Source organism: Lysinibacillus sp. RU7 (assembly GCF_057837305.1).
The window spans coordinates 144693-158331 of the sequence record NZ_JBYQFK010000006.1; the positions used below are offsets into that span (position 1 = coordinate 144693).

14 protein-coding genes are annotated in these 13639 nt (G+C 39.3%); 10 read left to right on the forward strand and 4 right to left on the reverse strand.

What is annotated here, in order from left to right; translation table 11 throughout:
* Window positions 1-13 precede the first annotated feature (13 nt).
* The 4 genes from AC3II9_RS06530 to AC3II9_RS06545 all read right to left on the reverse strand — a co-directional run bounded on the left by AC3II9_RS06530 (window position 14) and on the right by AC3II9_RS06545 (window position 3554).
* On the reverse strand, window positions 14-667 hold the full coding sequence (locus AC3II9_RS06530; RefSeq protein ID WP_489154181.1) for a helix-turn-helix transcriptional regulator: 654 nt from the start codon (window positions 665-667) through the stop codon (window positions 14-16).
* Window positions 668-684: 17 nt separating this feature from the next.
* Window positions 685-1638: a glutaminase A gene (gene glsA, locus AC3II9_RS06535; RefSeq protein ID WP_489154183.1), complete on the reverse strand. Its 954-nt coding sequence runs from the start codon at window positions 1636-1638 to the stop codon at window positions 685-687.
* On the reverse strand, window positions 1635-2576 hold the full coding sequence (locus AC3II9_RS06540; RefSeq protein WP_489154185.1) for an agmatinase family protein: 942 nt from the start codon (window positions 2574-2576) through the stop codon (window positions 1635-1637). The genes glsA and AC3II9_RS06540 overlap by 4 nt, the downstream gene beginning before the upstream one ends.
* 102 nt (window positions 2577-2678) lie before the next feature.
* Window positions 2679-3554, reverse strand: coding sequence for a LysR family transcriptional regulator (locus tag AC3II9_RS06545; protein ID WP_489154187.1), 876 nt, complete (start codon window positions 3552-3554; stop codon window positions 2679-2681).
* 706 nt (window positions 3555-4260) lie between these two features.
* Here AC3II9_RS06545 and AC3II9_RS06550 point away from each other — a divergent pair.
* From AC3II9_RS06550 to AC3II9_RS06595, 10 genes are all read left to right on the forward strand, one after another.
* Window positions 4261-4950 (forward strand): L-2-amino-thiazoline-4-carboxylic acid hydrolase, encoded by a 690-nt coding sequence (locus AC3II9_RS06550; protein WP_489154189.1) that lies wholly within the window; start codon window positions 4261-4263, stop codon window positions 4948-4950.
* A 5-nt stretch (window positions 4951-4955) separates the two neighbouring features.
* Window positions 4956-6173 carry a Zn-dependent hydrolase gene (locus AC3II9_RS06555; RefSeq protein WP_489154191.1) on the forward strand — a complete coding sequence of 406 codons (1218 nt, stop codon included), beginning with the start codon at window positions 4956-4958 and terminating at the stop codon, window positions 6171-6173.
* Window positions 6174-6187: 14 nt separating this feature from the next.
* Window positions 6188-7384, forward strand: coding sequence for a MalY/PatB family protein (locus AC3II9_RS06560; RefSeq protein WP_489154193.1), 1197 nt, complete (start codon window positions 6188-6190; stop codon window positions 7382-7384).
* A gap of 116 nt (window positions 7385-7500) precedes the next feature.
* Window positions 7501-8055, forward strand: a complete 555-nt coding sequence (locus AC3II9_RS06565; RefSeq protein WP_489154195.1) for an NADPH-dependent FMN reductase — start codon at window positions 7501-7503, stop codon at window positions 8053-8055.
* 365 nt (window positions 8056-8420) lie between these two features.
* Window positions 8421-9224, forward strand: coding sequence for an ABC transporter ATP-binding protein (locus AC3II9_RS06570; RefSeq protein WP_489154196.1), 804 nt, complete (start codon window positions 8421-8423; stop codon window positions 9222-9224).
* A gap of 13 nt (window positions 9225-9237) precedes the next feature.
* Window positions 9238-10071, forward strand: a complete 834-nt coding sequence (locus tag AC3II9_RS06575; protein ID WP_489154198.1) for an ABC transporter permease — start codon at window positions 9238-9240, stop codon at window positions 10069-10071.
* An 18-nt stretch (window positions 10072-10089) separates the two neighbouring features.
* Complete coding sequence (locus AC3II9_RS06580; protein WP_489154200.1) at window positions 10090-11109, forward strand: ABC transporter substrate-binding protein; 1020 nt, start codon at window positions 10090-10092, stop codon at window positions 11107-11109.
* A 52-nt stretch (window positions 11110-11161) separates the two neighbouring features.
* Window positions 11162-12496: an LLM class flavin-dependent oxidoreductase gene (locus AC3II9_RS06585; RefSeq protein WP_489154202.1), complete on the forward strand. Its 1335-nt coding sequence runs from the start codon at window positions 11162-11164 to the stop codon at window positions 12494-12496.
* Window positions 12497-12508: 12 nt separating this feature from the next.
* Entirely contained in the window at window positions 12509-13030 is a 522-nt protein-coding gene (gene ssuE, locus AC3II9_RS06590; protein ID WP_489154204.1) for an NADPH-dependent FMN reductase, read from the forward strand.
* A gap of 186 nt (window positions 13031-13216) precedes the next feature.
* Window positions 13217-13627 carry a hypothetical protein gene (locus tag AC3II9_RS06595; protein ID WP_489154206.1) on the forward strand — a complete coding sequence of 137 codons (411 nt, stop codon included), beginning with the start codon at window positions 13217-13219 and terminating at the stop codon, window positions 13625-13627.
* Window positions 13628-13639: the final 12 nt, after the last annotated feature.

Below are 13639 nucleotides of genomic sequence, written 5' to 3' on the forward strand. Positions count from 1 at the left end.
TCCCCTAGATGGATTAACTATTTTTAATCACATCTAAATAATTGTAGATTGTTTGCTTTGAAACTTGTAAAATATCACTTACTTTATCCACCGCACCATGAATGAGGAAAATCCCTTTATCATCTAAAATTTGCACGAAGCGAATTTTATCTTGTCTTGACATATTGTCAACGGGTACATGTACTTCTAACAAAGAGCTTTGAATAATTTGATCAAAGATTTCTTCTACGTTATTGGCATAGGATTCATTCATTTCGTCATTCGGTAGTCCAGGCTTAGCGCTAATAAAGTCATCTAATACACTTTGAATATATTTAAATGCTGTCATATCATAGTTGATACCGATGTAACCGATTACATCATTGTCGTCATTTCGGATAAACATAGTGGAAGTTTTAATATGCTGGTTGCTTTTCGTTTTAATCGTATACCCCAGCATATCTTGAATGTCATTTCCAGATTTCCGTAATTCCTTTAAAATAACATCTGTGACAGGTGCCCCGAGCGAGCGGTTTGTGACAGAGCCATTAATATAAATTAAGGAAGATTGAACATCAGCTAAATCATGAATGACGACCTCACATTGTGGTCCGAAAGTATGAACGATCATATCGGCCATTTGAAAATAGCCTTCTAAAATTTTTCGATTTGTTTGTTTCTTATCCAAAATCATGTCCCCCCAGTTTAGAAAATAGTTACAGGATAGTGGTGAAATAATTTTTCCATCACAATCATACTTTTAACGCTATTCCCATTTTCGTCAAGTGGTGGGCTGAAAATTCCTAAACCTAATCCATCAACAAATAACGGATGGTTTTTCGGAGAAGCCGGGATAATCCCTAAAATGCCTCCCGAGACGCCACTTTTTGCTGGAATCCCAATCGTTGTGGCAAACTTACCAGAACCGTTATACATGCCGGATGTGTACATTAAAATTTTTGTCAATCGTGCTACTTCAATCGGAAATACTTGCGCCCTTTTTTCGAGGTCGTAGCCGTCCGTTGATAGGAGGCACCCAAATTTCGCTAAATCATCGACCGTTAACTCCATTGAACAGAGTTTCGTATACGCTTTTAAAATTTCATCGACGTCACCGGAAAGAATTTGCTTTTCCTTTAAAAAATGCACCATAGCTTTGTTGCGATCCGCTGTTTCCCACTCTGACAAAAAGACGTCTTGATTGATCTGTAGCCGTTTCCCGATCACCGAAGTTAAAAAATCTAATACAAAGTTCACTTTGTCTTCTGCGCTGTTTCCTGGCAATAAAGAGACAACCGTTATCGCCCCCGCGTTAATCCAAGGATTAAACGGCTTTTTGGCATCGGATAATTCAAAACGTAATAACGAATTAAAGCTATCTCCCGTTGGCTCGACATCTACTTTTGCTAGTACACGCTCAATGCCAATCGCTGTACAAGCCGCAATAAATGAAAATACTTTACTAATACTTTGCACAGTGAAGGAATGATTCGTTTCACCAACATGTAGTGAATGGCCCTGTGGGAAATACAGCGAGATCGCCATAATCTCTGGATTTTGTTTGGAAAGTGCAGGAATATAATTCGCGCACTTTCCAATGGATTGACCTTTATACTCATTCGTTAATTGGATAAGAAACTGTTCAAGCCCTTTGATCATAGCCCTTTTTTGTAGTCGATATGACCAGCTAATGCATATAACACGATCGTTGATGCTAAGTGTGCAGAACGGTTGCTAGGGTCTTGTTGTGGATAAACTTCTACAAAGTCCATACCGATGATCCCTTGTTTCCCAAATTCGTTCACTAATGTTAATAATTCATAAGATGTTAAGCCGTTTCCGTCTACTGGACCACCTGGATTGAATGCGTAGTCTAATACGTCACTACAAATACTTAAGTACACGCAATCTACATCTTGACTTGCTTGTGCATAAATTTCTTTTGCGAACGCTTCCAAATCGCCGTGTTTCCGAATGTCATTCATTGTAATTGTTACAGCGCCAGCAGCGACTGCGTTTTTCCCACTTTGAGGGAAGTTACGTGGGCCGTGAATCCCTGTATGAATGATGCTTTCATTGCGTACACCTTCTAATTCGTATAGACGCATGAATGGACTACAACGTGCATATTTATCTCCGTTATGTGAAGGTAAATTATCATAGTGTGTATCTAAGTGGATAATCCCCACTTTTTTCCCTGTATTCACTAAGCCTTTTACGATTGGGAACGTAATCCCGTGATCGCCGCCTAATCCGATAAGGAATTTTTCTTTTTTCCATAGTGCTTCTGTAAATTTCTCAATTCGGTGCATTGTTTCATCTACATCTGCTGGTACGACATCGATGTCACCAATGTCTCCTAATTTAATACTCTCAAATACATCTACGTGATTTAATTCAGGTAAATAGCCGCTATAGCGACCTGAACATAAGCGCATTACTTTCGGTCCTAACTCACAGCCTGTATAATCTCCCCACGTTACAGCACCTTCCCAAGGAACACCGTAAACGATTGCGTCTACTTCCTCTGTATTTTCGGCTTTAAGTAAATTTGTTGCATTTAAAAAGCAAGGTGTGTTGCCATATAAGTTGTCCATTCCAATGTACCCCCCTGTTTGAATTGTTAAAAAGTTTGGAATTAATTTAAAAGATAAATTTATTTTTAAAAAAAGTCAAACACTTTTTTAAAAAAAATAAAATTAATCAACAGTAATTAATTGTTCGACGATGGCGATAAACTCGCTAAGCCTTGTATTTAAAGCAATGTTTTTCTTTGTGACAATCCCTAGCGTTCGCACATATTTTTCTTCGAAAGGAATGCAAGAAATGGATAATGGGATATTGTAAAGTAATAATTTAGGCATAATGGTAATGCCTACACCTTGCTCCACCATGGCTAACAGGGCATGGTCTAAATCAGATTCATACATAATCGTAGGGTGTAAATGGTTGGAATAAATTAAAGAATTGACATTGCGATCAATCGACTTTTTAGGCATTACCCATTGTTCATTTTTTAATTGAGTGAGACGAATCGACGGTTGATTTGCTAATGGATGAGATGTAGGTAAAATGCATAGTAAATCATCATCTTGAATTTTTTTAAAATCAAAATTGCTTTTACTTGGTTGAATACTAAAGGCTAAATCAATCGTCTCATCTAACACCCAATCTTCTAATTGATCATAATTACTTTGATAAACTTGTAATTCGACATCGGGGTAGTGTTCATGGAAATATTTTAAAATGGACGGTAACCAATTCATTTCAATACTTGGCAAGACGCCAATTTTAATCGTGCCCCCCATGACATTTTTAATCGTACTTAACTCATTCATTAATTGTTCCTGCCAATGTAAGATTTGCAAAATCGAGTGTAAGAGCTGTTGACCGTCTGAAGTCAGCTTTACATAGTTCGTATTTCGATGGAACAATAATAGTCCCCATTCTTTTTCTAAAGACTTGATCGCGTGACTCACTGCAGACTGTGTCATGTTTAATTTAATCGCTGTTTTGGAAAAACTTTTTGTTTCAACTAACACTTTAAAAATTTCATATTGTACAATTGTCGCCATACTCTCCACCTACTTATGAATTTTACTCATATTCTATATGTTCATTATTCATTTGTGTAATGATTTCTCGTTTTTTATAATGGCGGTAAGTTATAAACTCGTAATGAGCAAAAATGCATCATAAAAATATCAGGTAAATAGTGAAAGATACTAATTGAAAGTGGCATCATAGCCTCCGCGCTTTGCCACAGCCTACACAGGAGCTAAAACAGGCGGGGCCTGTTTGGATCTCCTGTTACGGCTCCTGTGGCGATGGCACGCTACGGCAAAAAGTGAATACTTTTCGATATACTAGAAAAACATTTCTCTTCTTTAAAAGAAATCAATTTCTTTCTAGTTGCAAGTATAATTGCCTAGCCCCTACCGTAATGGATGAGAATTTTTCTTTCTTTTTAGCAACTGATTATTGTACTGGATCAGATGTGTTGATTATCAAAATATTTCCTTTATAGAATCATGTTTTTTAGAAAAACATGATTAAAAATGACTTGCCAGTTGATTGAAGCGGAATCGGCGAGACTCCTACGGGAATAGCATGAGCTGAAGACCCCGCAGGAGCGAGGTACGAGTGACGAGGAGGCTGAGGCCATGCCCGTGGAAAGCGAGCCGAATGGAGCGGAAAGCAACGGTTACCAAAATGGTGATATATGTTCAAAAGTTTGCTCGTTATAAGTTAAAAATAAAATTTTAAAGGAGTTACAAAAACATGACAGAGTTGGCAATGAAAAATTTATCGATGGATATGATTAGCGCTAAAATGTTTACGTGTTTAGACAAAGAAATTACCGGGAAATACGGGGAAGAGGGGAAAACATATTTAGTTGAGGGCTTAACAAGATTTGGCTTAAAAGATGCGGAAGCGATGGCCAAAAAAGCAACGGCTGAAGGTGAAAATCACAATTTATTCTATTATTTACCTAAAAGTATAGAAGGGGCAGAGCAATATGCACATTTAACGGATTTTGCGAGATTTGCCAAAATGTTTGCGCAAATTGCAAAGGTGGTAGTGGATATACATGGGGATGAAGGAAAACAAGTCATTTCTGAAGCGGTGCGTAAATTTGGGGAGAGTCGCGGACAAGGGATTGCCCAACGTGCACGTGCAAATGGGTTCGACAACGATATTGATAATTACTTAAAACATTACGATATGGGAAGAAGTGATTTATTTCAATATGAATCGTATTTCACGTCCGATAACATCGAGCAAACGTTTTTCCACTGTCCACTAGGGCAACAGTGGGCAGATGACAATATGCATGAGTACGGCATTTTATATTGCCAAATGATTGATCCAGCAATTGCGGGTGGCTATAACGAAAAGTTTGAAGTGGAGCACGATCGGTATGTTTTAAAAGAAGGCGTATGCCATTTTAACTTTAAAATGAAAGAGTGATGAGCTTGATTCAACTAAATCGATTATTACATCATATTGAACAATTGGGGACAATCGGGCAAATGCCAGACGGTGGAGTTAGCCGATTATCCTTTACAGATGCAGAACACGAAGCAAATCAATTTGTGCAAATGTTAATGCAGCAAGCGGGAATGGAAACGTCCATTGATCCGATCGGCAATATCATTGGTACGTATTGTAAAGATCCCTCTACAAGCCATGAAGCTCCGATTATTATGGGTTCGCATATTGATACTGTGCCAAACGGTGGGAAATACGACGGTGCTTTAGGTGTATTAACGGCCATCGAGGTCATACAGACATTGTATGAGAACGACATTACACTCACAAGACCGATTCAAGTCATCGCTTTTAAAGATGAAGAAGGGGTACGCTTTGGTGTTGGGATGCTTGGGAGTCGTGCAGTCGCTGGCACATTGACGGCACCTATGTTAAAAGCGGTTGATGCACAAGGCATTACGGTCGCTCAAGCAATGGAAAATCAACATTTACAGCCTGCTCACATTCACTTGGCTAAAATCGATCCAATTTATGCATATTTGGAACTGCATATTGAACAAGGACGTGTATTAGAAACGGAAAATATTCCGGTTGGTGTTGTGACAGGGATTGCGGGTCCACTTTGGTTGGAAGTAACGATTCATGGATTAGCTGAGCATGCCGGAGCCACACCGATGCAACTGCGACAAGATGCTTTAGCGGGCGCTGCTGAAATGATGGTAGAAATTGAGCGAATTGCAAACCGAATTGACGGAACAGTGGCAACAATCGGAAAAATTACTATCGAAAATGCAGGTGTTAATGTCATTCCAGGTCAAGTTACGTTCACCTGTGATCTCAGACATGTCATACAAGAAAGTCGAGATTTGGCAGAGCATGAAATCAAAAAAGCTATTTGTACGATTGCAACAAAACGCCATTTATATTCCTGCGTGAAAGAATTACAACGTGTTAAGCCCGTAACGACCGATGCGGCTATTATGCAAACCATTCATTCTGCCATTGAGAAGTGCGGTTACGATGCGTTTTATTTAAGTAGTGGGGCAGGGCACGACGCGATGCAATTCGCGCATCATTGCCCAATCGGTATGATTTTTGTTCGCAGTAAAGACGGCGTTAGCCACAACCCATTAGAATATTCTTCGCCAGAAGACATCGAAGCCGGTGCACAAGTGTTATTCGAAACAATTTTAGCATTATAGGGAAGAGGTATAACATGTTTGACATGACGGTAAATAGACTGAATTGTAATTCGGTAAAGTGGGATGTACCAGAGAAAGTGAGCAATCCAGACAAAGCATTATTACCGATGTGGATTGCCGATATGGATTTCAAAGTTGCTCCAGAAATTAAACAGGCGTTATTGCATGAAATCGAGCGTGGTGTCTTTGGCTATACGTATATGCCTGAAAGTGCAAAAGATGCCATTGTGAAGTGGATGCTCAACAGACATGAATGGTCGGTTGATGAACAAACCATTTTGTTCCGGAAAGGGGTCATTCCTGCCATTGCGGATGTGATTCAGGCATTCACGCAAAAAGGAGACAGCGTATTAATTGCCCCTCCCGTGTATCCACCATTTCAACAACTGCCAGAGTTCAATCAAAGAAACGTGGTACATTGTCCATTAATAGAACAAAACGGGAACTATTCAATGGACTTTACATTGCTTGAAAAATTATTAAAACAAGACGATGTGAAATTATTTATTTTCTGTAATCCACATAATCCAGTTGGGAAAGTTTGGACAGAAGCAGAACTAAAGCAAATTTCAGCGCTATGTTATGAGCATCATGTGTTAATTTTATCGGATGAAATTCATGCGGATATCATGCTTGGTGAGGCACAGCATACGCCGATTGCGAAGGTGGCAACGGAGCAACAACAAACGAATATTATTACATGCATGGCGCCTACAAAAACATTCAATTTAGCAGGGCTACAAATTGCGTATATGATTGTGAAGGATCCGGAAAAACGACAGCAACTGAACAGACAATATGAAGCGAGTGGATATGGGGACTTAAACTGTTTGGCAGCCGTCACGATGCAAACTGCCTATAATGAATGTGCTTATTGGGTAGAAGAGATGCTTCAATATATTTCGGCGAATATGGATTATGTGATTCGAGAATTAAAGGTAATTCCGAAAGTAAAGGTATATAAACCAGATGCTACCTATTTACTATGGATCGATTATCGTGCGCTAAATATTTCTGAAAAACAAATGATGAACAGCTTAGTAGAAGTGGGCGGCTTAGTGTTAGATCCAGGCACGAAATATGGTGTAGCAGGGGACGGGTTTATACGGTTAAATGTCGCATATCCGATGACGATTATAAAAGAGGCAGTGGAAAGACTACTCCAAACATTCACCATGATTGAAAAGCCAGAATTTACATTAAACGTATAGCAAAATACGCCTTAAGACTGAAATTTAGTAAAGTTTATACTCTGTTGCGTAGCATTCTGTTACAATACTATACGAGGATATGAACTCTCGTATTTCACAACGGAGGAACGATAACAATGAAAATTTTACTCGTTGATGGCACAATTTTCGGCAAGAAAACAGGTGCTTTATTGCAACAAGTTCAACAATATATCGCACAATATAATGCGGATTTACAATTAGAAATTCTTTCTTTTAGCGAGTTAAAGCATCAAATTTTAGATGGTAGCCCGCTAAATGATGATATGAAAATGATGATTCAAAAATTTGAAGAAGCAGATGGATACGTATTTGCTTCACCTATTTTCCAAGCATCCATTCCAGGTGTGTTAAAAAATGCATTCGATATGATTCCACCGAAAGCACTACGCTACAAGCCAGCTGCAATCGTTGGCAATGGTGGCACATACCAGCACCATTTAGTATTAGAAAACCAGCTGAAGCCAATTCTTGATTACTTCCGCTGCTTAGTAACGCCAAACTATGTGTACACACATGCCGATCATTTCGATGCAGACAATCGCATCATTGACGAAGACGTACATGCACGTTTACGTGAATTGGCGCGCGTGTTCGTACAATACTGCGAAATGAGCAAATCACTCACAAAAGAACCTGTTGATGTAAAATAAGTACGATCACCCACCGAAATGAAAATGTTTCGGTGGGTTTTTTTATGTGTTGGTGGGCAGGAGGTAACCGAGACAAACGATAATATGAGCTAGCAGGCTTGTTATTTAATTTAAATATTTATAAAATTCTTTTCAAAAAGATATTGACGCATAAAACACTTTTGTGTATTATGGTTATTAACTTACTAGGAATTAAAAAACAAAGAGTAGCTCACTAGACAACTGGAGGCTCTTTACTGTGAAAACAGTAAAGGGCCTCCTTTTGTTTGTATATAGGGACTGCTTGCTGTTATTTTTTTCTTTTATATTCCTATTATTTTTATATGTATAGTTAAAATTAAAATCATACTGTAGGAGGAGAGAAGATGGGAGAAAAAATTAGAATTGAGCGGTTGACGAAAACGTTTGAAGTGCGCGATCCAAAAAATAAACGTCTGACAAAACAATTTACAGCCATCGAAAATATGGATTTTCGTATTGATGAAGGTGAGTTTCTAACGATTGTAGGTCCTAGTGGTTGTGGGAAATCGACATTGCTTGATTTATTAGGCGGATTATCGACTGCTTCTACAGGACGTATTCTCATCGATGGTCGTGAGATTACAGGGCCAGGGCTTGACCGGGGCATCGTCTTTCAACAGTATGCATTATTTCCATGGAAGACAGCGCGCGGCAATATCGAGTTTGGACTAGAGGCAAAAGGGATACCGAAATCTGAATGGAAGGAACGAGCCAATTATTATTTAGATTTAGTTGGGTTAAATAAGTTTGCGGAGCATTATCCGCATGAATTATCCGGTGGAATGAAGCAACGCATTGCCATTGCTAGAAGCTTAGCCTTCAATCCAGACGTACTCCTAATGGATGAACCATTTGCAGCACTGGATGCGCAAACGCGTGAAACATTACAAACAGAGCTGTTACGTATTTGGGAGAAAACAAAGAAGACGATTATTTTTATTACACATGGGATTGATGAAGCAGTGTATTTAGGGCAACGAGTCGTCGTCCTCTCACCCAATCCAGGGCGTGTGAAGAAAATTATTGAGATTCCGTTAAAAAATAAATTAGCGGATACGGATATTAAATCCAATCCACAATTTATTAAGGCAAGACATGAAGTATGGAGCTTGCTACACGAACTAGAATACCAAGGGGCTTATATTTAAGGAGGAATGCTAGATGGTAACCATTCGAAAATCGATTAATGAAGAACTACAGAAGCAAATACCGCCTCCTCGTGTGAAGGCTACTGTATTTCCAAGCTTTTTAAATGGCTTGAAAAAAACGATTGTACTGATTTTATTTTTTGTCACATGGGAAATCGCCCCTAAACTAGGTCTTGTAGATCGTGCCTTTTTCCCGGCTTTTTCAGAAGTAATGGGAGCTTGGTGGCAGCTTATCCTATCTGGAGAACTATTTACTCATTTTCAAGCGAGTATTATTCGCTCCATTGTGGGCTTTTTATTAGCACTTATAGTGGCGATTCCATTAGGACTTCTCATTGGCTGGTATCCGATAGCCAGAGATTTACTGAGTCCGTTACTCGAGTTATTCCGTAATACAGCAGCATTAGCGTTGTTACCGGTCTTTATTTTACTGCTAGGTATTGGCGAAATATCAAAGTTTGCGATTATTTTATTCGCATGTACATGGCCGATTTTATTAAACACCATTTCAGCTGTGAAAAATGTCGATCCATTGTTTATTAAATCTGCACGTTCGATGAATATCTCATCTTTTAAGCTATTTTATAAAGTGATTTTACCAGCTTCCGTTCCAACCATTTTTACCGGTATTCGTATGGCAGGAACAGGCGCCATTTTAGTATTAATTGCAGCCGAAATGGTCGGTGCGAAAGAGGGACTTGGCTATTTCATCACATACACACAATATAACTTCTTAATTCCAGAGATGTATGCTGGGATTTTAACAATCTCATTGTTAGGGTTAGTTATTAATCACTTATTAGTGTTATTAGAAAAACGATTTTCCAGATGGAAACAACTAGTTTAGATAAGGAGAGTGAAAACAATGAAAGTATTTATTCGTATTTTAGAAATTTTAGCTGCTTTAAGTATTGTGGTGACGGTGCTCGGTGCATGTGAAGAGAAGGCAACTACAACAGCAAGCGGGGAAAGCGGGAAGATATTACGCTATCAACAGCCAGCAAGTATCGTGTATCCAGTGGAGCTTGCGGCAGATTTAGGGTATTTAGGTGATGTGCAGTTAGAAAGTGTCGGAAACTATAAGGGGGGACCAGAGAGCATCCAGTTAACCGCAACGGGAGAAGTTGATTTTGGTTGGGCATTTAATGGTGCATTGGTCAAATCTGCTTCGAAAAACGTTAACCTAGTTTCGGTGATTGGGGCATATGGCAGTGATGATGTGAATTTTACCGGAGCATATGTTTTAGAAGAGAGTGAGATTGATGAACCGAAAGATTTAATCGGGAAGAAAGTCGGTGTCAATATTTTAGGGGCACATTCAGAATTTACCCTCGTTGAATATTTGCGACAAGGTGGTTTAAATGAAGCGGAAATTAAGCAAGTACAGTTGGTGACGATCCCTACGACGAATGCAGAACAATCGCTACGTGCAGGGCATTTAGATGCAATTTTATTGCTAGGGGCACCACAAGATTTAGCATTAGAACGTGGTGGATTAAAACGATTGTTTACAGATACAGAAGTGTTTGGTTTTAACTTTACAGGTGGTAACTATTTCTTCACCGAGGCGTTTGTTGAAGAAAATCCTGAAACAGTACAACAATTTGTAGAAGGGGTAGCAAAAGCGATTGAATGGGCACGTACAACACCACGCGAAGAAGTGATTAGCCGATTTACAGACATTATTGAAAAGCGTCCGGGCAATGAATCGACAGACTATGTTCAATATTGGAAGAGTTTTGGCATTGCCAATGAAGGGGGTGTCATTGCAGAGGAAGAGTTTGATGTTTGGGTGGATTGGTTAGTGAAAAGTGGCGAATTACAAGAGGGTGACATACAAGTAAAGGACTTATATACAAATGAATTTAACCCTTACGCTAAATAATTTTTTTATATAATACCTACTAAAACTATAAGAAAAATAGGGGTGGAATTAAATGGTTAAAAAACAAATGAAATTAGGGGCATTCTTTTTCTTACCGGGGCATCATGTAGCGAGCTGGCGCCATCCACAAGCAGAGGTACACCATACATGGACGATACCTTACTTAACACAATTAGCGCAAACAGCAGAGCGTGGTAAATTTGATAATATTTTCTTTGCGGATGTATTTGGTCAAGGTGTGCACGAAAACTCATTATCGGGCATTAAGTTGGATCCATTAGTTATCATTTCAGCATTAGCGGCAGTTACAAAAAATATCGGTTTAACCGCGACGTTAACGACAACGTATAATGAGCCATTTCATGTAGCACGTAAATTTGCAGCGATTGATCACTTATCTGGTGGGCGAGCGGCTTGGAATGTCGTCACGTCACAAAATGAAAATGAAGCGCAATTATTCGGTAAAGAGCAGCACTTACAGCATGCAAATCGTTATGCTCGTGCCGAAGAGTTTGTCGATGTCGTGAAAAAATTATGGCATTCCATTGAGGCAGAGGCATTAGTCATTGATAAAGAAAAAGGGCAATTTTTAGATATTACGAAAACAACAAAAGTAGAGCATGAGGGTAAGCACTTTAACGTAACGGGTTATTTGGATACGCCATCGACACCACAAGGGCATCCAGTCATCGTGCAGGCAGGTTCTTCAGAGGCAGGGAAAGAATTAGCAGCAAAAACAGCTGAAGTCATTTTTACAGCGTGGCAAACATTAGAGGATGCCCAAGCGTTTTATCAAGATGTGAAGTCGCGCTTAGCCAAGTATGGTCGTAGCGAGGATGATTTAAAAGTAATGCCAGGCGTCTTTATTACAGTAGCTAAAACAGAGGAAGAAGCACGTCGTAAGCAAAAAGAGTTAAATAGCTATATTTCGCCTGAAGTAGGCCTTGCTTATTTATCATACTTTATTGGCAAAGATGTGACGCAGTTAGACCCGGATTCTTCCATTCCAGATTTCGGCGTGAACGAAGAGGACGTAACTAATCCAAATACACGTGCCAATATTATTAAAAATACGATTAGACAAAATGGCTTTACGACATTACGTGAGCTCTATGAGCATATTGCAGGTGCACGTGGTCATCGTGAAATTGTAGGAACGCCTGCGCAAATTGCCGATCAACTACAAGAATGGTTTGAAAATGGCGCGGCAGACGGCTTTAATATTATGCCCCCAACATTCCCAAAAGGGCTGAACGATATTGTCGATTTAGTCATTCCAGAATTACAACGTCGTGGTCTGTTCCGTACAGAATATGAGGGTACGACATTACGTGAAAATTTAGGGTTAAAGCACCCAATAGCACAGCAAGTCGTGCATACAAATTAAGGGGGATGGCACATGGCACATGTAGTAATTATTAATGGGACGAATTCAGAAAGCTCGCGTATTCAAGGTGTGCAACAATATATTGAACAGCACGTGGAAGAAGCACGTAGCATTGAAGTGTATAAGCTACCAGCACAAGCACTCGTCACAGCGGATTATACAAATGAAGTCATTCAAGCAGCAAATCGACTCATTGAGCAGGCACAGGTCATCATTATTTTAACACCTGTTTATAAAGCGTCATATACGGGCATTTTAAAGACATTTTTAGATCTCATTCCACAAAAAGGTTTAGAAAATAAGATGATTCTACCGATTATGGTCGGTGGCTCTGCGCATCATTTACTGGCCATTGAATATGCATTAAAACCGGTATTATCTGTACTCGGTGCGACAACGATTTTACAAGGTGTTTATTTGATGGATCAGTCGATTGAACGGACAGCTCATGGATTTACTATTCAGGAAGAAGCACGTGAACGCCTACAATCACAACTTCAAAAATTACGTAAGGAAGCGATATTTGTATCGTAAATGATCCCTCTCCGTTGTGTAGAGCTACACGCGGAGAGGATTTTTGTGATGTAATGATTCAAGTGGTGCCTTATAAATAGTGTATTGAAATCCATCATCACGTTTATATAGAAAAGTGCCTTTTGATTGCATGCTGAACAGTCATTTTGTTAAATAGGAGGGGGAATATTCAACAGAAGCTAGGAGATGAAAGCAGAAATGAATAAAACGGTGATGGCATTAGTTGTTACGGGGCTACTATTAACCGCTTGTCAGAATCAAGCGGAAAAAAACAATGAGGTGGCGGAGGAAAATACACAGACGCCGCAAACAGGTGAAGAACAGTCAGCACAAAACGTGCCAAATGCATCAAATGATGAACAATGGGCTTCATTACCTGAATATCACGTCATTATGGCACAAATCGGGACGAAGGATTACAACGTTGAAACAGTAACAGATAACGAAGAGAAACGCATTCTTCTCATTCATGATGAAGCGGGCGAACGACAATATAAAACGATATTTATTAAAAATACACAGCGTCTAAAAATCATTGAAATGGGCGAGGATGGACAAATTTTCAATGACATCTTACCTGAAAAAGAATCGCGTTAAACGCTGTTAAAA

Coding starts and splice junctions, on each gene's coding strand:
- AC3II9_RS06585 (WP_489154202.1), top strand. CDS start 11,162: ATGGTTAAAAAACAAATGAAATTAGGGGCATTCTTTTTCTTACCGGGG.
- AC3II9_RS06570 (WP_489154196.1), top strand. CDS start 8,421: ATGGGAGAAAAAATTAGAATTGAGCGGTTGACGAAAACGTTTGAAGTG.
- AC3II9_RS06565 (WP_489154195.1), top strand. CDS start 7,501: ATGAAAATTTTACTCGTTGATGGCACAATTTTCGGCAAGAAAACAGGT.
- AC3II9_RS06595 (WP_489154206.1), top strand. CDS start 13,217: ATGAAAGCAGAAATGAATAAAACGGTGATGGCATTAGTTGTTACGGGG.
- AC3II9_RS06560 (WP_489154193.1), top strand. CDS start 6,188: ATGTTTGACATGACGGTAAATAGACTGAATTGTAATTCGGTAAAGTGG.
- AC3II9_RS06575 (WP_489154198.1), top strand. CDS start 9,238: ATGGTAACCATTCGAAAATCGATTAATGAAGAACTACAGAAGCAAATA.
- glsA (WP_489154183.1), bottom strand. CDS start 1,638: ATGATCAAAGGGCTTGAACAGTTTCTTATCCAATTAACGAATGAGTAT.
- AC3II9_RS06580 (WP_489154200.1), top strand. CDS start 10,090: ATGAAAGTATTTATTCGTATTTTAGAAATTTTAGCTGCTTTAAGTATT.
- AC3II9_RS06540 (WP_489154185.1), bottom strand. CDS start 2,576: ATGGACAACTTATATGGCAACACACCTTGCTTTTTAAATGCAACAAAT.
- AC3II9_RS06545 (WP_489154187.1), bottom strand. CDS start 3,554: ATGGCGACAATTGTACAATATGAAATTTTTAAAGTGTTAGTTGAAACA.
- AC3II9_RS06550 (WP_489154189.1), top strand. CDS start 4,261: ATGACAGAGTTGGCAATGAAAAATTTATCGATGGATATGATTAGCGCT.
- ssuE (WP_489154204.1), top strand. CDS start 12,509: ATGGCACATGTAGTAATTATTAATGGGACGAATTCAGAAAGCTCGCGT.